The 19,713-nt window shown below is 62.7% G+C and carries 17 protein-coding genes and 1 rRNA gene; 7 read left to right on the top strand and 11 right to left on the bottom strand.

Going from position 1 to position 19,713, the window contains the following annotated elements:
• Positions 1-282: 282 nt before the first annotated feature.
• Both Q8L50_RS05215 and Q8L50_RS05220 read left to right on the top strand, forming a co-directional pair.
• Positions 283-1,086, top strand: coding sequence for a creatininase family protein (locus Q8L50_RS05215; protein ID WP_305347602.1), 804 nt, complete (start codon positions 283-285; stop codon positions 1,084-1,086).
• Positions 1,087-1,206: 120 nt separating this feature from the next.
• Positions 1,207-2,553 carry a sorbosone dehydrogenase family protein gene (locus tag Q8L50_RS05220; RefSeq protein ID WP_305347603.1) on the top strand — a complete coding sequence of 449 codons (1,347 nt, stop codon included), beginning with the start codon at positions 1,207-1,209 and terminating at the stop codon, positions 2,551-2,553.
• 89 nt (positions 2,554-2,642) lie between these two features.
• On the opposite strand, the gene Q8L50_RS05225 is transcribed toward Q8L50_RS05220, so the two are convergent.
• From Q8L50_RS05225 to Q8L50_RS05265, 9 genes are all read right to left on the bottom strand, one after another.
• Positions 2,643-3,311, bottom strand: a complete 669-nt coding sequence (locus Q8L50_RS05225; RefSeq protein WP_305347604.1) for a histidine phosphatase family protein — start codon at positions 3,309-3,311, stop codon at positions 2,643-2,645.
• A 162-nt stretch (positions 3,312-3,473) separates the two neighbouring features.
• Positions 3,474-4,496, bottom strand: a complete 1,023-nt coding sequence (locus Q8L50_RS05230; RefSeq protein ID WP_305347605.1) for a threonine dehydratase — start codon at positions 4,494-4,496, stop codon at positions 3,474-3,476.
• Entirely contained in the window at positions 4,497-5,207 is a 711-nt protein-coding gene (locus Q8L50_RS05235; protein ID WP_305347606.1) for a VOC family protein, read from the bottom strand.
• Complete coding sequence (locus Q8L50_RS05240; RefSeq protein WP_305347607.1) at positions 5,207-6,130, bottom strand: PhzF family phenazine biosynthesis protein; 924 nt, start codon at positions 6,128-6,130, stop codon at positions 5,207-5,209. Before Q8L50_RS05240 ends, Q8L50_RS05235 begins: the two co-directional genes overlap by 1 nt.
• 23 nt (positions 6,131-6,153) lie before the next feature.
• Positions 6,154-6,774 (bottom strand): glutathione S-transferase family protein, encoded by a 621-nt coding sequence (locus Q8L50_RS05245; RefSeq protein ID WP_305347608.1) that lies wholly within the window; start codon positions 6,772-6,774, stop codon positions 6,154-6,156.
• Positions 6,775-7,974 carry a PLP-dependent aminotransferase family protein gene (locus Q8L50_RS05250; protein ID WP_305347609.1) on the bottom strand — a complete coding sequence of 400 codons (1,200 nt, stop codon included), beginning with the start codon at positions 7,972-7,974 and terminating at the stop codon, positions 6,775-6,777.
• Positions 7,975-8,035: 61 nt separating this feature from the next.
• On the bottom strand, positions 8,036-8,365 hold the full coding sequence (locus tag Q8L50_RS05255; RefSeq protein ID WP_305347610.1) for a DHCW motif cupin fold protein: 330 nt from the start codon (positions 8,363-8,365) through the stop codon (positions 8,036-8,038).
• Complete coding sequence (locus tag Q8L50_RS05260) at positions 8,362-9,279, bottom strand: DMT family transporter (protein ID WP_305347611.1); 918 nt, start codon at positions 9,277-9,279, stop codon at positions 8,362-8,364. The genes Q8L50_RS05255 and Q8L50_RS05260 overlap by 4 nt, the downstream gene beginning before the upstream one ends.
• Positions 9,276-9,887 (bottom strand): LysE family translocator, encoded by a 612-nt coding sequence (locus Q8L50_RS05265; protein WP_305347612.1) that lies wholly within the window; start codon positions 9,885-9,887, stop codon positions 9,276-9,278. Before Q8L50_RS05265 ends, Q8L50_RS05260 begins: the two co-directional genes overlap by 4 nt.
• Positions 9,888-10,008: 121 nt before the next feature.
• Between Q8L50_RS05265 and Q8L50_RS05270 the strand changes: the two genes are divergently transcribed.
• Both Q8L50_RS05270 and Q8L50_RS05275 read left to right on the top strand, forming a co-directional pair.
• Positions 10,009-11,502 (top strand): PLP-dependent aminotransferase family protein, encoded by a 1,494-nt coding sequence (locus tag Q8L50_RS05270; RefSeq protein WP_305347613.1) that lies wholly within the window; start codon positions 10,009-10,011, stop codon positions 11,500-11,502.
• 132 nt (positions 11,503-11,634) lie between these two features.
• Entirely contained in the window at positions 11,635-12,045 is a 411-nt protein-coding gene (locus Q8L50_RS05275) for a low affinity iron permease family protein (RefSeq protein ID WP_305347614.1), read from the top strand.
• A 14-nt stretch (positions 12,046-12,059) separates the two neighbouring features.
• Here the strand turns inward: Q8L50_RS05275 and Q8L50_RS05280 are convergent, their stop codons facing one another.
• Together Q8L50_RS05280 and Q8L50_RS05285 are read right to left on the bottom strand one after the other, a co-directional pair.
• Complete coding sequence (locus Q8L50_RS05280) at positions 12,060-13,727, bottom strand: phospholipase D family protein (protein ID WP_305347615.1); 1,668 nt, start codon at positions 13,725-13,727, stop codon at positions 12,060-12,062.
• Positions 13,728-13,838: 111 nt separating this feature from the next.
• Positions 13,839-15,767 carry an ATP-binding cassette domain-containing protein gene (locus Q8L50_RS05285; RefSeq protein ID WP_305347616.1) on the bottom strand — a complete coding sequence of 643 codons (1,929 nt, stop codon included), beginning with the start codon at positions 15,765-15,767 and terminating at the stop codon, positions 13,839-13,841.
• Between the two features lie 131 nt (positions 15,768-15,898).
• Here Q8L50_RS05285 and Q8L50_RS05290 point away from each other — a divergent pair, with 131 nt between their 5' ends.
• From Q8L50_RS05290 to Q8L50_RS05300, 3 genes are all read left to right on the top strand, one after another.
• The gene (locus Q8L50_RS05290; protein WP_305347618.1) at positions 15,899-16,378 is read left to right on the top strand and encodes a (2Fe-2S)-binding protein; all 480 of its coding nucleotides are present in this window, start codon (positions 15,899-15,901) and stop codon (positions 16,376-16,378) included.
• Entirely contained in the window at positions 16,375-18,630 is a 2,256-nt protein-coding gene (locus Q8L50_RS05295) for a molybdopterin cofactor-binding domain-containing protein (RefSeq protein WP_305347617.1), read from the top strand. Before Q8L50_RS05290 ends, Q8L50_RS05295 begins: the two co-directional genes overlap by 4 nt.
• Before the next feature lie 740 nt (positions 18,631-19,370).
• Positions 19,371-19,713, top strand: a 16S ribosomal RNA gene (locus tag Q8L50_RS05300); the annotation flags it as partial.

The raw sequence follows: 19,713 nt of genomic DNA on the forward strand, positions 1-19,713 counted from the left end.
CCGACGGTTGCTACGATGTGTTCTTCTGTCACCACCGCTTCATGCGGCTCGACTTGAATACCCTGACGCAAGCCTGATGAGATTCCAAGGTGTTTCCTATGTCTCCGCACACCTGTTTCCCATGTCTCCGGTCTATACAGCGACGCAAGAGAAAGTGAGTCGCCCGCCGGGGCGAGACCCGGCCAGCATGCACACCACTAAGGGCAGAAGCAAAGAAAGCTTCAACTAGCCCTCCACGCACTGCGGCACCCCGCCACAGCAGAATGGCCTCAAAATGCGCCAATGACTCCAACCGCTCCCTCCTCCCACTTCTGGGCCGACCTCAAAAGCCCCGACTTCGCCCGCCTGGACCTGGCGCGAACCATCGCCGTATTGCCAGTGGCCGCCATTGAGCAGCATGGCCCGCACCTGCCGCTCAGTGTGGACACCGACCTGGTCAATGGCGTGATCGCGCATTGCCTGCCGCACCTGGCCGGCGCACCGGTGCTGTTTTTGCCCACCCAGGCTGTGGGGCGCAGCATTGAACATGTGGCTTTTCCGGGCACGCTGACAGTGGGCGCGGCCACGCTGATTCAAAGCTGGATGGATCTGGGTGAATGTGTGGCGCGCAGCGGTATCAAAAAGCTGGTGTTCCTGAACGCACACGGCGGCAATGTCTCTACGCTGGACATTGTGGGCCGGGAGTTGCGGGCACGTTTTGCCCTCACGGTCTTCACCGTCAACACCTTCAGCCTGCCCATGCCGGCCGATGTACGGCAGCTGTTTGGCCCCGATGAAGAACGTTTTGGGGTACACGGCGGCGATGTGGAAACCTCCATGATGCTGGCCCTGCATCCGGCGCGGGTGGACATGGCCAAGGCGCAGAACTTTCACTCCAGCAGCCAGGACCGGGCCCAGCAATACGCGATTTTGGGCAACGGCAGCAGTGCCAAGCTGGCCTGGGCCGCGCAGGACCTCCATCCGCAGGGCGCTGCCGGCAACGCGGCGGCGGCCACGGCTGAAAAAGGTACGGCGGTGCTGCAGGCCAGCGGGCAGGCCCTGGCCGCTTTGCTGCGCGAGGTCAGCCAGCTACCGGCCTTGGGGTGAAGCTGCCGCGATACCCCCACTGACAGATGCCCGGCCCGGTTGCCGACAGCCGACATGCGCCTGCTATGCCAGACTGAGGAATGTTGTGCCACACAGGCGCGCTCATTCCCAAGGTGTTTCATGCCACTACTCGCACTCCCACGTTCCGCTCGCGCGCCTTTGACCTGGGTGCTGTCCGGCCTCTTGCTGTCTGCGGGCCTGACGGCCTGCGGCGACACCGCCAAACTGCCGGCTGGCGCCGACATGGGGGCCACTCCGACTTTGCCGGCGCCTGTCAAAACCCTGTTTCCCACTGTGCTGATTGCCGAGGCCACGGGCTGGCCTGCGGGTGTGATGCCGACGGCTACCGCCGGGCTGCGGGTGACCGCGCTGGCAAGCGGGCTGGACCACCCGCGCTGGGTCTACGTCTTGCCCAATGGCGATGTACTGGTGGCCGAGAGCAACAAGCCGCCCAAGGCAGACAGCAGCTTTAGTTTGAAGGGCTGGATCACCGGTCTGGTGATGAAACGAGCCGGCGCTGGGGTGCCGAGTGCCAACCGCATCACCTTGCTGCGCGATGTGGACGGTGACGGCGTGGCCGAAACCCGCACGGTCTTCATGCAGGGCCTGTTCTCCCCCTTCGGCATGGCGCTGGTCGGCAAGGAGCTGTTCATCGCCAATGCGGATGCGCTGGTCAAGGTGCCGTATGAAGACGGCCAGACCGCGATCACGGCCACGCCGGTCAAGGTGGTGGACCTGCCGGCCGGCATCAACCACCACTGGACCAAAAATGTCATTGCCAGCCGCGACGGCAGCAAGCTGTATGTGACCGTGGGCTCGAACAGCAACGCGGGTGAAAACGGCATGGACATCGAAGTGGACCGCGCCGCCATCCTGGAGGTCGATCCCAAAACCAACACCCGCCGCCTGTTCGCTTCGGGCCTGCGCAACCCCAACGGCATGGGCTGGGCGCCTGACGGCACACTCTGGACGGTGGTGAACGAGCGCGACGAAATTGGCAGCGACCTGGTGCCCGACTACCTGACCTCGGTGAAAGACGGTGCGTTTTACGGCTGGCCTTACAGCTACTACGGCAAAAACGTGGATGTGCGTGTGACGCCGCCGCGCCCCGATCTGGTGGCCAGGGCCGTGGTACCTGACTATGCGCTGGGCAACCACGTGGCGCCGCTGGGCATGGCGTTTGCAGAAGGCAGCAACCTGCCTGCAGCTTTGTCAAACGGTGTGTTTGTGGGCGAACATGGCTCGTGGAACCGCAAGCCGCACAGTGGTTACAAGGTGGTGTTTGTGCCTTTCAAGGCCGCAAAACCAGATGGTTTGCCGGTAGATGTGCTGACCGGATTCTTGAGCCCCGAGGGCAAGGCCTATGGCCGGCCGGTTGGTGTGGCGATGGACAAGCGCGGCGCATTGCTGGTGGCCGACGACGTGGGCAATGTGATCTGGCGTGTCAGCGGCAGCGCAGGCCGTTGACGCGGCGCTTCAGAATAGCCAAGAGATCTTTTTGGCCTTCAGCCCTTTGGTGATCGGTGCAATCAGCTATAAAAATAATAGCAGAATGATTACGCGTAGGTGATCCAGCTTGCGTGTTCGGGCGCATCCAGATGCGGCAGCGTGTTGTAGGTCACCAGCATGTGGCGCTTGGGCGTGAAGGCAAACTCGGTCAGCGAGCAATTGCGTATGCGCAGGTTCAGCTCGATCGTGGTTTCGGGCGCGGTGCCCAGTACATGGCCCACGGCGGTGGCAATCGGCCCGCCGCTGGAGACCAGCAGCACATTGCCGGTGTGGGCGGCGCGAATCTGGTCCAGCACGCCGGTGATTCCAGCCACAAAGTTGTTGTAGCTGGGCATGCCCCTGGGACTGACGACCCCGGCCATCCATTGCGCCAAACCATCCTTGAGCAGGCGGAAGTGGCTGCGATACATCTCTGGGGAGGTCGGCTTCTCCAGCTTATGCGGATGGATGGCGCCGATCACGGCTTCGCTGTCGTACTCGTTGAGGCCGGGCCGCTGCGCGGCATCCATCGCCACGCCCATGCCCTCGCAGATGCCGGCAAAGGTTTTCATCTGGCGTTGCAGGGTGCCAGTGAAGGCCGCCTCAAAACTCAGGCCTTTGTATTTGAAGTACTCACCGAGACGCACACTTTGCTGATACCCCATGGGGCTGAGCACGTCATAGTCGTCAGCGCCAAACGAGGCCTGGCCGTGGCGCACGAGGTAGAGGGTTCCCATGGCTCAAATTGTGGCGCTCATCGCAGCTGCATTTAGTCACGCGCGGGACTGGGAGATCCCGTTCAAGACGCCAGGGCGACAAGGACCAGAAATTTTCAAGCAGGGGCCGCGGATCTGGCTTTGCCAGTCCGCAGGCGCAGCGCCCCCTTGGGGGGCAGCGCACTACGCAAAGCGAGAAGTGTGGGGGCTCAATACCTTGGCGACAGTGGCGCTGTCCACATTGCCGCCACACAGCGTGGTGCCCACCACCTGACCTTTGAGCTGTGCACGCTGCTGCATGGCGGCGGCAAAACTGGCGGCACCGGCGCCCTCAGCGACGTTGTGGGTGTCGGCGTAAAGATCGCGCATGGCCTGCGCCACTTCGTCATCGGTTACTTTCACGATGTGATCAATGTGCGGCGCGATGATGTCCAGCGCTTTCTGGTCGGCAATGCGGCAGGCCATGCCGTCGGCCAGCTGCGTCGTCACTGGCGCCTCGACGACGCGGCCGGCGGCCAGGGAATCGGCATAGGTGGTGGCATGGGCGCTGACCACACCGACGATGCGCAAGTGGCGGCCCAGCGCCAGCTTGGCGGCAATCGCCGAGCAAGCGCCCGAGCCCTGGCCGATGGGCACATACACCACGTCGAGCTGCGGCACGGCCAGCATGAACTCCCACCAATAGGTACTGACACCGCTGAGCAGATCTGCATGAAAACTCGGCACCATGTGGGCGCCGCGCTCTGCAGACAGCGCCATGGCGTGTTCGCGGCTTTCCTGAAAGTCTTCGCCGTGCTCGATCAGCGTCACGCCGAGTGCACGCATGGCGGCATTTTTCTCCAGCGAGTTGCCCTGCGGAACCACGATGGTGCAGGCCACGCCGTGTGCACGTGCCGCCCAGCCTATGCTTTGGCCATGGTTGCCACGGGTGGCGCTGATGACTTCCTTCGGCAGCGTGCCGAGCTGCTTGAGTGCATCAAAATAAGTCAGGCCACCGCGTATCTTGAAGGCGCCGACGGGTGTGTGGTTCTCATGCTTGATCCAGCAGTCGGTACCCAGGCGCTGGCTGGACAGCCCCCAGCGGTATTGCGGCGTGGCCTGGAATTCGCGGTAGACCACGCGGGCAGCGTGTTCGATGGTCTGAAGGTCGGGCAGGTCGGTGACGGGTGGGGTGGCGGACGGCGCAAGCGCTTGCGTTCGGTACATTCAGATTCCTTTTGATTCCAGCGTGACCAGGCCGCGCGGTGTTTGCAGTGTGGCCACCAGGTTGGGCGGGCCGGGCCGGACGTCGACACCAGCCAGCCCGATGGCGGTGTGGGCCTTTTGCAGACTGTCCGGGCGCGGGTGCTGCACGTGCAGCGCCTGCAGGGTGACGCCCGAGGCTGGCATCGCGTCCAGCGGGTGCGACGCCAGCGCCGGGTCTGTAGCGGCGTCACCCCACTGGATCAGCGTCGGCAGGCCGCCATAAAAAAGCCGCTGGCCGTCGTCGCGCACGGTGATGCGCCAACTCAGCAAGCCGCTGTCGGTCTGGCGCGAAGCCTCCACCACGCGTCCCCGGTCCAACCCCAGCACGGCAAGCGCCTTGACCGCTGACACTACGCTGCCCACGCTGGCCACAAAGTGAACCAGCTGCGGCCCGGCGCTGGCCACGCGGCTTTGCAGCATGGCGTCGTCCATGTCAAACCAGCGCTGCAGGCCGGTTGCACGCGTCGGTGTGATGCCCGGCTGCAGGGCGATGATTTCAAAATAAGCGCGTGGATAGGCCGGGCTGGCAATGCTGAAAAGCCGGTTGTGTGTGCCCATCAGCGGGTGTTCGCCGCCTGGCCCCGGTGTGATGCCCAGTGTTTGTTCACACCAGGCCACCCCCTGCGCCAGACTGGCGGCGACGATGACCAGATGATCGACTTGCGCTTTCATCAGAGCAGCACCGAGCCTTCCACACAGGTGACCGACTCGCCGCCCACCCAGACCTGCCCGGCGGCGTCACGCGTGATGTGTACCCGCCCGCTTCGGCCCAGGCACGTACCCTGGGCGGCCAGGTAACGCCCGGGCGCATGGCCCTCGGCGATCAGCCACTGTGCCAGGCTGGCGTTGAGGCTGCCCGTGACCGGGTCTTCGTTGATGCCCAGCGGGGCCGCAAAGGCGCGGACTTCAAAGTCTGGCGCGTCCAGACCGTTGCCGGCTTCCGGCGTGGCGCCGGCAAACGCGCGCGCCTCGCGGTTGGCACGTGATATCAAAAGGGGAGCTGCCGACGCATCATGGGCGCCGACTACGCCTACTTTGATGCCTATGTTTTTGAGCGCCAGGTGGTCGGGCTCGATTTGCAGCACGGTGTCGGCGCTGTCCAGCAGCAAACCCAGCCAGACTGGCCCGTTGTCGAGCAGCTGGGCGGCAGTGATCTGCTGCGCTTTCAGATCAAGCGCTGCGGCAATTTGGGCCAGCACCCCAGGGCTGATGGCGGAGCGCTTCAGCGGTGGTGCTGCAAAAGCCAGGCGCTCGCCGGCCTGCCGCACCTGCACCAGTCCGATCTGGCTTTGCTGCACGATACAGTCGCTGCGTTTGGGCTGGCCGCCGGCCTGTAGCCACGCGTGGCATGTGCCCAGCGTCGGGTGGCCGGCAAAAGGCAGCTCGCCGCCGGGCGTGAAGATACGCACGCGGTAATCGGCTGCAGGGTCTGTGGGCGGCAGTACAAAGGTGGTTTCCGACAGGTTGGTCCACTTTGCAAAACGCTGCATGGTCTCGTCGTCCAGGTCGCGGCCATCGAGCACCACCGCCAGCGGGTTGCCGAAGTAGGGGCGGGCCGTGAAGACGTCTACTTGTTTGAAGGGCCTGGTTTTCATGGGCATTCCGGGAGATCAAAAATTCAGGAAAGCGCCATGTCCAGCACACCTTTGCTGGCTTGCCGCGCGCACAGGCCGGCGTACCAGCGTTCGATGTGGGGCCGGCTTTGACGCGTTTGCGGCAGGCCGAACCAGCGGTGGACTTCACAGGCCAGCGGGATGTCGGCCACGGTGAAGCGCTCGCCCACCATGAAGCTGCGCTGCGCCAGGTGTGCATCCAGCGTGGCCATCAGCGCCTCTACCGCTGCATTTGATTCGGCCACCAGCGCGTCGTTGCGCTGATCGGGCGGCGTACGTACCAGTTGCCAGAATCCTGCGCGGCTGGCCGGGTTCAATGTGGTCTGCTGCCAGTCCATCCAGCGTTCGGCGTCAAACCGTTCGTGTATGTCGGTGGGGTACATCTGGCCGGCCGAATGTTTTGCGCAGAGGTAACGCACAACAACATTCGACTCCCACAACACATACCCGTCGTCTTCAATCACCGGCACCAGCGAGTTGGGGTTGAGGGCCATGTAATCCGGAGTCTTGACCACGCCAAACAGGCCGCCGGCCTCGGTGCGCTGGAAGTCCAGCGCCAGTTCCTGCGCCGTCCACACCACTTTTTTGACATTGATGGAGCTCATGCGCCCCCAGATCTTCAGCATCTACTTCGCCTCCGCAACTTCTGTCACACCGGCCGTGTGGGCACTGCTCTCGCGTATGGCGGCCGCCAGTGCCGCAACACCGGTGGCGATCTGCTCAATGCTGGCGGTCACAAAAGACAGGCGCAGGGTGCGGGGGTCGGCTTTGTCGGCGTAAAACGCGGCGCCCGGCACAAAGGCCACATTTTTTTCAACCGCCCGGGGCAGCAGCTCGACAGCGCTCATGCCCTGCGGCAGGCGCGCCCACAAAAACATGCCGCCGTCTGGCGTGTTCCAGCTCACATCTGCGGGCATCTCGCGCTTTAACGCGGCCAGCATGGCATCACGCTGCGATTTGTACAGGGCGCGTATGGTCGGCACGTGCCGGTCCAGAAAACCGTCCTTCATGGTTTCGACCACCATGCGCTGGTTGAACCCCGGTGTGTGCAGATCTGCGGCCTGTTTGGCCTGCAACAGCTTGGGGTACAGCGCCCTGGGTGCCACCAGAAAACCCAGGCGCAAGCCGGGTGCCAGCACTTTGGAGAACGACCCCAGGTACACACAGCCGTCGGGGTTGCGCGCGGTCAGTGGCAGCGGTGGCGGCGAATCAAACCACAGATCGCCGTAGGGGTTGTCTTCGACGATGGGCAGGCCCAGGCGCGCGGCTTCGCCGCTCAGCGCTGCGCGGCGCGCCTCGCTCATGGTGCGGCCGGTGGGGTTCTGGAAGTTGGGCAGCACATAGAGGAAACGCGCGCCAGCGGCCTTGCTGCTCAGGTCGGTGATGTCCACACCTTCGTCGTCGCTTGCGACGCTGACGATGGCCGGCTCCATGGGCGTGAAGGCCTGCAGCGCGCCCAGGTAGGTGGGGGTTTCGACCAGCACCTTGCTGCCCGCGTCAATCAGGATTTTGGCGACCAGATCCAGGCCCTGTTGCGAGCCAGTGGTGATCAGCACCTGCGCCGGATCAATCTCCCACGGCAGCATGGCTGCCACCATCTCGCGCAGCGGTGCAAAGCCCTCGCTGGCCGCATATTGCAGCGCAGCGTGACCGTCTTCACGCAGGACCTTGTCGCAGGCTTCGCGAAAGGCGCTGACCGGAAAGGTTTTGGGCGATGGCAGGCCACCCGCAAAGCTGATGATGCCGGGCTTTTCAGTGACCTTGAGGATCTCGCGGATCACCGAGGGGTTCATTTTTTCAGCACGTTGAGCCTGTATCCATGGCATGGGTTTTTTCTCCATCGGTGTTGTCTTTCCCTGGGCTGGTTTTTTATACACTTTTGCGCGTTCAGTCGACGATAAACAGTGTGGCACCAATCGGGGCGCTTGAGCGGTGGGCCTCGGCGCCGTCTGCTACCTGGTAACTCATGCCTGGCCGCAGCACATGCACAGTGCCGTTGTCCAGCTCGGTATGCAGCTCGCCTTGCAGGCACAGCAGAATGTGGCCCTTGTTGCACCAGTGGTCGGAGACATAGCCGGGCGTGTACTCGACCATGCGGACACGCACGTCGCCACACTGGCGGGTGCGCCAGAAGGCCTGGCCGGCCTTGGCGCTTTGTTCGACTCGCGGCACGGTGGCCCAGTCGGTGGTCTCAAAAGGAATGTGGCTCATCTTCATGCGGGGGCTCCTGCGGCGTGCACCGGCATTTTCTTGCCCATATAGACCGTGGCAATCACGGCCAGCGCAAAAACCAGCGTCACCATGTCCAACTGCTCGCCCGCCAGCGGGACGGCAAACAACAGGCTCAAAAATGGCTGCACCAGCTGGATCTGGCTGACGCGAACCGCCCCCAAAGCCAGCGCCCGGTACCAGGCAAAAAAACCTATCCACATGGAAAACAGGGCCACATACCCAAACCCCAGCCAGCTCATGCCGGCAATGGCGAGAAAGTCGGCCGGTGCAAACAGCCAGGCGATGGGCAAAGTCAGGGGCAGGCAACTTACCAGGACCCAGCAGATTACCTGCTCGGCTCCCAGACGTGGCGTGAGCCGCGCGCCGCCTATGTAGCCAAACGCGCCGGTGGTCATGGCGATGATCAGGTAGATATTCGCCGCGCCCAGGTAAAAACCGCCCGCACGCCACACCATGTAGGCCAGCACCAGCCCGCTGCCCAGCACAGCGCAGGCCCAGAAACCGGCGGAAGGGCGCTGCCTGAACCACAGCGCACCCAGCACAGCGGTAGACAAGGGCAGCAAGGCGGTGACCACGGCACCGTGTGTGCTGGGCACGTGGCGCAATGCCAGCGCCAAAAACAGCGGAAAACCCACGATCACGCCAAACGCCGTGATGCCAATCAAGGGCCACTCGGCCCGGTTTGGTACCCGCAATCTCCCCTGTGCGCGTTGCCACAACAGGTAGGCGATGGACAGCACACCGGCCACCGCAGCGCGGCCAAAGGTGACAAACCAGGGAGAAAGTTGGGGTGCTTCGGCGGTGCCGACCGCCAGGCGGGTCATGGGAAGGGTGGCGGCAAACAGGGTCACGCCTACCAGGCCCCAGAGCAGGGCTTGCCGGTCTTGCTGACTGTTCATACCGTCACCATCCACAAGGCAGTGGCCACCAGCACGCCTGCCATCACGAAGTTGAAGCCGCGCAGGCGTCGGCCTGTTCCGCCGGGGCCGGACAGCCACTCGCGCAGCAATGACCCGGCCCAGGCGTACAGCAGGTTGCTGGCAAACGCATATGCCAACATGACCGGCAGTACCACGGCAAAACGCAGGCCGGGATCGGGGCGTCCGGCAATCCAGCCACTGACAATCGCGAGGGCCAGCATCCAGGCCTTGATGTTGACAAACTGCAGCGCGGCGCCCTGCCAGAAGCCGACGTTCATTTTTTCTGCATCGACCTCGCTGAGCTGGCGCGAGCGCGCAATTTTGGAAGCCAGCCAGAGCAGGTAGGCCACGCCTGTCACTTTGACGGCAAGGCCCAGTAATGGAACGGCCAAGAGCAGCGCGCCCAGGCCCAGCGCGCAAAGGCTGAGCAGCACGCCCCAGCCCACCGGCACCGCGCAGACAAAAGGCATGGCGCGGCGCAGGCCGTGGTTGGCCGCCAGGGCGGCGGCCAGCGTGGTGTTGGGGCCGGGCGAAAAGCTCATCGCGGTCGCCAGCACCAGCAGGGCGGTAAATTCTTGCCAATTCATGTTTCAGACTTTATAGTTCAAACCAGCACACCACCGATACAGTTTTGGGTACAAATTTCCGAACTGTGCTGGTCTTGTTGTCAGCACACAGACTAAAGCCACCCCCACGCAGAACCACGCCATGTTGATGAAATCCGCTTCCCAGTCGCTGACCGAGCAACTTTGCGCGCGTTTTGCCGAGCGTATCCGCAGCCGTCTGCTGGCGCCGGGCGCACGCCTGCCTTCGGTGCGGCTGTGCGCCGAGCAACAGGGGGTGAGTGTCTCCACCGTGGTGGCGGCTTACGACCAGCTGCTGGCGCAGGGCCTGGTGGTGGCGTATAAAAATCGCGGCTTTTTTGTCCGGGATGCATCACTAAATGTAGCTCCAGCCCATGCCCCGCATGCGCAAGCAGCTACCAAAACAATAGCAACTGACGCTCAATACGCCAACCCGCCCATGCCAGCCCCGCTCAACAGCTGGAGCACCGCGACCTGGATGGCGACCCGGCAGGCGCCGCTGGATGCGACCGCGCTGATACGCGGCATGTTTCACAAGGTCAACAACAAACCGCAGCCAGGCATGGGGGTGTTTCCCTCGGAGTGGCTGGAGACCAGCTTCATGCAGACGGCGGTGCGCAAGGTGACCAGTGTGTCGGCGCTGAGGGAGTTTTCGCTGCAATACGGTGAACCCATGGGCGACAGCGGGCTGCGCCGCGCGCTGTCGCAAAAGCTCAGCGCACTCAATGTGTTTGCCGCGCCAGAGCAGATCATCACCACCGTCGGCGCCACCCACGCGCTGGACATTGTCAGCCGCAGCCTGCTGCGCGCCGGTAACTGCGTGATGGTCGAAGAGCCTGGCTGGGCGGTGGAATTTGCGCGCCTGGACGCGATGGGCATGCGCATTTTGCCGGTGCCGCGCCGTGCCGACGGCCCGGATCTGGAGGTGATGGCGAAGTATTGTGAGTTGCACAGCCCCAAACTGTTTGTCAGTGTCAGCGTGTTTCACAACCCCACCGGTTATTGCCTCACGCCCGGCAGCGCGCACCGCGTGCTGCAACTGGCCAATCAGCACAACTTCCATATTGTTGAAGACGACACCTACAGCCACCTGGCGCCCGAACACGCAACCCGCCTGTGCGCGCTGGACGGCTTGCAGCGCACGATTTATGTCAGCGGCTTTGCCAAAATTCTGGCGCCGGGCTGGCGCGTCGGTTACCTGGCGGCGCCGCCCGAGCTGGTCGATCGCCTGCTGGACACCAAGCTGCTGGCCTCGCTCACCACGCCCGCCCTGCTGGAAAAAGCCATGGCCTGGTGTATCGACCAGGGCCAGCTGCGCCGCCACGCCGAACGCATTCGCACCCGGCTTGACCAGGCACGCGCCCGCAGCACCAAGCTGGCGCTGGCACACGGCTGCACCTTTGCGGCCGAGCCCGCCGGTTTGTTCGGCTGGGTGGATACCGGGGTGGACACCGACGCCTTGGCGCAGCGCATGCTGGACGAGGGATACCTGATTGCGCCCGGCGCCCTGTTTCACGCGGTGCGCAAACCCAGCACCCTGATGCGCATCAACTTTGCGACGACGCAGGAGGCGGCTTTCTGGAAGGTGTTTGCGCGCCTGCGCGACGGCGTGAAGTAGGCCGCGTTCTGGCTGTGGGTAAAAATGTTGTACGTTTTCGGCCTCCAGCCCTTGCCGAACGGGCGCAGACAGCTATTAAACATGTAGCAGCTTGCCTGCTCCACTCCGACTCAACCTGTACGAGAGGCCTTTATGGCAAACAACAACTGGTATGCCAATACGGCCAAAGCCGCTTCCCGCTATGCCGGGCGGCCGGTCACCTTTTTTATGGCCGCACTGGTGATCGTCGTCTGGATCGTGACGGGGCCGCTGTTCGGCTTCAGCGACACCTGGCAGCTGGTGATCAACACCGGTACCACCATCGTCACCTTTCTGATGGTGTTCCTGATCCAGAACTCGCAGAACCGCGATACCGAAGCGATACAGATCAAACTCGATGAACTGATACGCGCCACCCAGGGCGCGCACAACGCGCTGCTGGATCTGGAGGAGCTCAACGAGGAGTCCCTGGATACCTTCAGGACCAAATACCAGGCGCTGGCCACAACGGCACGCAGGGGGCTGCTGACCGGGCAGCGGGACACCGACACGCCAGAGGCTTGAGGCGGCCCAGACTCCTAGAGCATTTCTTCCGGCGCAAACGGCCCGATCAGCTTGAGCACCAGCCGCAGCCCCAGGCTGGCGTCTGGCTCGGTCCGGCTGTCCTTGAGCTGCGAGCCCTGTGGCGCCCGCCAGACCAGCTGGCCGTCCATCAGCTCCACCTTGTAGGCGCCGGTGGCCAGCGCTGGCTCAATCAGGCGCACTGTTTCGCCCGCGAGTTTTTTGCTGCGGATGACCAGGGCCACCTCGGAGTTTTGCAGTTGCGAGCGCAGGTCCAGGTTCATGGAGCCGATTACCAGCAACTGGTCGTCCAGCACCACAATTTTCGAATGCAGGCTGGCGCGTGAGCCGCTGGCCGAGCCCGTGCTGCCCAGACCGCTGAAGCTTGAAACGGTGCCTTCCTGCTCGGCGCGCATCTCGTAAATCTCAATGCCCATGGCCAGCAGGGCCTTGCGGTAGCGGGCATAACCTACATGGGCGGCCGGTGCGTCGTTGGACGCCAGCGAGTTTGTCAACACACGGATGCGCACCCCTTTTTGCCGGATGGCAGCCAACTGGTCCATCATGCGCTGGCCTGGCACAAAGTAGGGTGACACCACCAGCAGGTCACGGTTGGCCTGCGCCATCAGGCTCAACAGGCCGTCCACCGTGGTGTCCTGGGCCTGCTCGATCACATCCGCATCTGCCGCGATTTTCGACGCCTTGTCCACCAGCAGGGTGGACGGGGCCCAGGTCCAGTCCAGCAGCGCCAGGTTGGTGCTGTCCGGCAAGGGCTCAATGACGCTGATGGAGCCGTCGAGTTTGGTAGTGGTGCGAATCGTCTCTTTCGCAGAAGCTGCCGGCGGCACGGCCCCGGCTTCGCCAGACGGCGGCGCACTGGCAGGACCGGCGGCTGGGCCTGGTGGCGGCTTGAGCGCGGCTATCTCTTCGAGTGTCAGCAGCGACTGCACCGGGTAGGCCAGCGGGTTGTTCCAGTACTGGTCAAAGCTGTGCGACAGCTCGCGCACGATGCGGCCCGCGGCCAGCACGTCGGCGTCGATGAAGTTGGTGCCTTCGCCCTGACCGAAATAGGTTTCTCCGAGGTTGCGTCCGCCGGTGATGGCCACCGCGTTGTCGGCTACAAAAATCTTGTTGTGCATGCGCCGCTGGAGGCGGTCCACATCCTTGAGCGACGCCAGGAGTCGGAAAAACAGCGATGCGCGCGAACCCGGCAGGGGGTTGAACAGCCGCAGGTCTATGTTTTTCTCGAATGCCAGCTTGAGCACCTGTGCATTTTTGCCGACGGTGTTGAAGTCATCCAGCAGGATGCGGACGCGGACGCCGCGCGCCGCTGCGGCCCGCAAGGCGTCAAACATGCGGTCGGTGGTTTCGTCGGCGTGGATCGCGTAATACTGGATGTCCAGCGTTTTCTGTGCGGCGCCAATCAGCGCCATGCGGCTGGTAAACGCCAGCTCGGCGCTGTTGACCAGCGCAAAACCCGAGTCGTTGCGGGTGCCTGCTTTGGCGGCGCGGGCCTGCACTGCGCGGCCCAGGGCGGTGTCGCCCGGCGCGGCAAGTGCAGTGCTGACGGGTCGCTCCACCTCGCTGGGCAGCGAGGCGCAGCCGGTCAGCCAGGTCGCCGCCAGCAGCATGGCTGGCCATGGCGAGAAAAAAAGACGGGAAAATCGTGCGGAGCAGGCGGGCATGCGGCGGGCGGGCGTTGGGGTGTAGCCACTTTAGCCCAGGGCGCGCGGCTGGCGGGTTCATCGGCGCCCGCCAGGGACGCGAGATCTTGTAGGTGTTTTGCCCGACAGACCTTAACTGGACAGCGTTTCCCAGCGCTGCAGCGCAGCCATCAGCTCTTCTTCAATTTTGCTGTTGCGGGCGTTGAGCTCGGCCGCACGTTTGGCGTTGCTGGTGTAAAGCGTGCCATCAAACAACTCCTGCGTTATCGCTTTCTGCTGCGACTCCAACTGCTGGATCAGTGCCGGCAGGCCCTCCAGCTCTCGTTGCTCTTTGTAACTCAGCTTCTTTTTTGATAGCTGCTCACGCCCGTCCTTCTTGGGCTCGGGTGTGTTTTTGCCTGCAGCTTTGGCGCTGGCGGGAGGCGCCGGGGTTTTGCCGCCGCCGGCCAGCTGCGCCGCGCGTTTGGACTGGGTCAACCAGTCCGTCACGCCGCCTTCGTACTCGCGCCAGAAGCCCGGGTTCTCGGGTGTGCCTTCGTAGGCAATCGTGCTGGTGACCACGTTGTCCAGAAAGCGCCTGTCATGGCTGACCAAAAAGACGGTGCCTTCGTAGTTTTGCAGCAGGTCTTCCAGTAGCTCCAGCGTGTCGATGTCCAGGTCGTTGGTCGGCTCGTCCAGCACCAGCACATTGGCCGGCCGCGCAAACAGGCGCGCCAGCAGCAGGCGGTTGCGCTCGCCGCCTGATAGTGTGCGCACCGGCGAGTTGGCGCGTGCCGGTGAAAACAAGAAGTCGGTCAGGTAACTCTTGACGTGTTTTTTCTGGCCGTTGATCTCCACCCACTCGCTGCCGGGGCTGATGAAATCTTCCAGCGTGGCGTCCAGGTCCAGGCTGTCGCGCATCTGGTCGAAATAGGCGACCCGCAGATTCGCGCCCTGGCGGATCTTGCCGGGCGGCGTGGTCACGTCGGGCTGCAATTCGCCCAGGATCAGCTTGAGCAAGGTGGTCTTGCCCGCGCCGTTCGGGCCCAGCAGACCCACCTTGTCGCCGCGCAGCAGGGTGCCGCTGAACTTGTTGACGATGATTTTTTCGCTGCCCGGGTGGCCGAAGCTTTTGCTCACTTCGGTCAGTTCGGCCACGATCTTGCCGCTTTTCTCGCCGCTTGAGACGTCCAGATTCACGCGCCCCACCGCATCGCGCCGCGAGGCCCGGCTGTCGCGCAGGACTTCAAGCCGGCCGATGCGGGCCACGCTGCGGGTGCGGCGCGCTTCCACGCCCTTGCGGATCCAGATTTCTTCCTGCGCCAGCAGCTTGTCGGCCTTGGCGTTGATGACGGCTTCCTGCGCCATCTGGTCTTCTTTTTGAATCAGGTACTGGGCGAAGTTGCCGGGGTAGGTCAGCAGTTTGCCGCGATCCAGCTCCACAATGGCGGTGGCGACCTGGTCCAGAAAGGCCCGGTCATGGGTGATGGTGATGATGCTGCCGTTGAAGTTGACCAGCAGCTCTTCCAGCCAGGCGATGGAATCGAGGTCCAGGTGGTTGGTCGGCTCATCCAATAGCAGTACATCGGGCTTGGCGACCAGCGCCTGGGCCAGCGCCACGCGTTTTTTGGTGCCGCCGGACAGCGAGCCGACGATGGCGTCCTTGTCCAGGTGCAGGCGGTGCAGGGTTTCCTCGACGCGCTGCTCCCAGTTCCAGCCGTCCAGTGCCTCGATTTCCGACTGCAGAGCGTCCAGGTCGGTGTGTTCGTCGGCTGCCAAATACTGCTCAACAATGTGTCTGACCCTTGACAGTCCTGCGCTGGCAGCTATGAAAACTGTAGCGTGCGGGTCCAGACTGGGTTCTTGCGGCACGTAGGCGATGCGCAGGTTTTGCTGCAACTGCAATGTGCCGTCGTCGGGCTTTTCCAGCCCGGCCAGGATTTTGAGCAGCGAGGATTTGCCGGTGCCGTTGCGGCCGATCAGGCCGATGCGCTGGCCGGGTTCCAGGGAAAAATCTGCGTGGTCCAGCAGGGCGACGTGCCCAAAAGCGAGTTGAGCGTCAAGAAGTGTAATTAATGCCATGTTGTCAGGGATTATCCGGGTGTGCGATTTCGCATGCTGGTTTTCGGGCTTTGGCCGGCTGACTCTGATCGCTATAGTGCAATTTCACCCTTGGCCTGCAGGCTGTGCGTAAACAACGGAAGCGTGTGTCTATGGAACTTCAGATCAACGGCCAGGCCCTGCAGGTGGATGCCGATCCCGCCATGCCCCTGCTCTGGGTGCTGCGCGACCTGCTCAACATGACTGGCACCAAGTTTGGCTGCGGTGTGGCGGCCTGCGGTGCCTGCACCGTGCGGGTGGACGGCCAGGCGGTGCGCTCCTGCGTCACACCCGCGTCCACGCTGGTTGGCAAACGCATCCAGACCATTGAAGCGCTGGGCACGGCTGAAAAACCGCATGCCCTGCAACGCGCCTGGATAGCGCAGCAGGTGCCGCAGTGCGGCTATTGCCAGTCCGGCATGCTGATGGCGGCAGCGGCATTGCTCGAAAAGACGCCCAAGCCCTCTGATGCCGACATTGATGCGGCCATGACCAATATTTGCCGCTGTGGAACCTACCAGCGGGTGCGGGCAGCCATCAAACAGGCTGCGGGCATGACCCCCGTGCGCCCTGTGACCAGAAAGCGCGCATGAAAAGAAGGACCTGGATGCTCAGTGCGGCTGGCGCGGCTGGCGCCCTGGTGGTGGGATGGGGCGTGTTGCCGCAGCGCTCACGCACCGGGTCCGGGCGCCTGTGGCCGCGGGCGGAGGGCGAGGTGGCGCTCAATGGCTGGATAAAAATATTGCCCGATGGTGCGGTGGTGCTGGCCATGCCGCGCAGCGAGATGGGGCAGGGCGTACATACTGCGCTTGCCATGCTGGCGGCAGAGGAACTGGATGTGGCGCTGGCGCGCATACGGCTGGAGCAGGCCGGCACCGACACCCTGTACGGCAATGTCGCCATGTTGGTGGCCAACCTGCCTTTTCACCCGCAGGAGCTGGAGAACAGGCCTCTGAAGGTCAAGGTGGGTGAATGGATGGCGGGCAAAGTCGGGCGGGAACTGGGCATTAACGCCACCGGGGGCTCCAGCAGCGTGGCCGATGCCTGGCTGGCGCTGCGTACGGCCGCCGCGACGGCGCGAGCGTCTTTGCTGGGCGCCGCTTCGCTGCAGTGGCGCTTGCCGGTGGATGAATTTACGGTGAGCAATGGGGTGGTGTCGCATCCCTCTGGCAAATCTGCCCACTATGGCGAGCTGGCCAAATTTGCTGCGGCCACTCCGCCGGGTACCGTCAGGTTGAAGGATCGCAAGGACTGGAAGGTGATCGGCCAGAGCGCGCCGCGCGGCGATATCCCGGGCAAAGTCAACGGCACCGCCCGGTTCGGGCTGGACGTGCGCCTGCCCGGCATGTTGTACGCGGCCATTCGGCTGTGTCCCATGCTGGGCGGTGCGCCGGGCGCCATCGCCACCCATACCGCGCAGTCCATGCCGGGTGTCGAGCGCCTGCTGCCTTTGCCTGCGTATGCCGGGTCCACCGCAGGTTTTGCGGTGGTGGCCAAAAGCTGGTGGCAGGCGCAGCAGGCCGCCCAGGCTGTGGCGGTGGACTGGCAGCAGCGGCCAGCGGGCGCTCTCGATTCCCGGCAGATAGAGCAGGAGCTGGAAGCAGCACTTCGTGACGAAGCCGGATTCACGTTTCATGAACAGGGTGACGTGGCGCAGGCTGAAGCGGGTGCCGTGCGCCGTGTGGAGGCGCTGTACCGCGCGCCCTACGTGGCACATGCCACGCTGGAGCCGATGAATTGCACCGCGCAGGTCAAGGATGGCAAGGTCTTTGTCTGGGCGCCGACCCAGGTGCCGCAAATGGGCGCCGCCATTGCTGCCCGGGTGGCGGGGGTGGCCCAACAGGACGTCAGCCTGACCGTGACATTGCTGGGCGGTGGCTTTGGGCGCCGGCTGGAGCTGGACTACATCGCCCAGGCGGTTCGTGTGGCGATGGCCTGCGGGGGCCGGCCGGTGCAGCTGATCTGGTCGCGCGAAGAAGACACCACCCACGATTTTTACCGGCCCATGCATGTGGCGCGACTGCGCGCTGCGGTGGATGGGCAGGGCCAGCTCAGCAGCCTGAGCATCAAGTCGGCCGGCGACGCGATCAGTCCGCGCTGGAGGGAGCGCGCCATTCCCCTGCTGGCCGGGCCGGTCGATCTGCCAGACAAAACCACGGTAGAAGGTTTGTTTGACCTGCCCTATGGCATTCCCAGTCAGCTTATGTCGCATGTGGCCACGCGCAAAGGTGTGCCGGTTGGCTTCTGGCGATCAGTTGGACATTCGCACAATGCGTTTTTTTCGGAAAGTTTCATCGACGAGATGGCTTTTGAGCTGAAACAGGACCCGCTGGCGCTGCGGCGTCAACTGCTCGCACAGGCGCCGCGCCATCTGGCAGTGCTGGATTTGGTCGCCAGTCAGGCCGGCTGGGACCGCCTTCTGCCGGCAGGGCGGGCCCGGGGCATCGCCCTGCATGAATCGTTTGGAACCATCGTGGCGCAGGTGGCAGAGGTGTCGGCGGCCGGCGGGCGGCTGCGCGTCCACCGCGTGGTGTGCGCCATAGATTGCGGTTCGGTGGTTAACCCCGGCATTGTTGCGCAGCAAATGGAAGGCGCTGTGGTGTTTGCCCTCAGCGCGGCCCTGCACGGGAAAATTGATATCCATGAAGGTGTGGTGCAACAAAAGAACTTCGGCGATTACCCGATCCTGGCTATGGAACAGACGCCCCAGGTGGATACCTACATCCTGCCGAGCACGCGCCCCCCTGGTGGCGTTGGCGAGCCAGGGGTGCCACCCCTGGCTCCGGCAGTAGCCAACGCCCTGTTTGCCCTGAATGGCAAGCGCCTGCGAAGCCTGCCCCTCTAGGGATAAGGATCGCGCCGGCCGGGGCAGGCCGACCGTGCTATAGTCACTGGCTCAGCTGGTGCAGGACCTCTTTCAAGTGAAGTCGCGCATCAGTTGGTGGGCCTTGAAGATAAAAAATACAAATTTTCAATTTGTTTTGACTGGTGCTAAAAAACCGGTATAGAATCTAAGGCTCGACTGATCGCAGTCAACATCCTCAAAGCAGGTTTGAGGTACCGGAATTCGCGGCTTTCATCGAAGGATGAAAACAGCAGAAATCGGCACCGACAGCAGGCAGACAAAAAAGAAATTTTTTGTTGACCGAAATGAAAAAACCGGTATATAATTTGAGGCTCTGCTGAGTGCAGCAAGCAAACGGATTTCACAAGAAATCGCTTCCAAAAAGAAGGTTTGCAAGCAAGACCAGTAAAAAATAAAAAGCCCTTTGGCTTGACGGTTTGTTAAAAAACATGTCATAATCAAAGGCTCGGCTGATTACAGCTAACGACGAAAACGAAGCCGCCAAGCGGTGACGAAAGTAGTCAGGATCATTAAAAATTTACAGCCGATAAGTATGGGCGTTTGAAGGCGATTGCCAGACGTCTTTTGGTTGACTTCGGTTAACCGGGAGAAGTCAAAGTCTTTTGACTTTAAACGCTCATAGAGATAGAAAATGTGAAATCGTCAAGATTTCTCATCAATTCCGTTTTTATGAGTTTTCTTCGCGCAGCAATGTGCGGAGTTGAAATATTGCAGTGATTAAACTAAAGAGTTTGATCCTGGCTCAGATTGAACGCTGGCGGCATGCCTTACACATGCAAGTCGAACGGTAGAGTAGCAATACTCGAGAGTGGCGAACGGGTGAGTAATATATCGGAACGTGCCCAGTCGTGGGGGATAACGTAGAGAAATTTACGCTAATACCGCATACGATCTAAGGATGAAAGCGGGGGATTCGCAAGAACCTCGCGCGATTGGAGCGGCTGATATCAGATTAGGTTGTTGGTGAGGTAAAAGCTCACCAAGCCGACGATCTGTAGCTGGTTTGAGAGAACGACCAGCCACACTGGGACTGAGACACGGCCCAGACTCCTACGGGAGGCA

The sequence above is a fragment of the Polaromonas sp. genome (genome assembly GCF_030680935.1).
Lineage (GTDB): Bacteria > Pseudomonadota > Gammaproteobacteria > Burkholderiales > Burkholderiaceae_C > Polaromonas.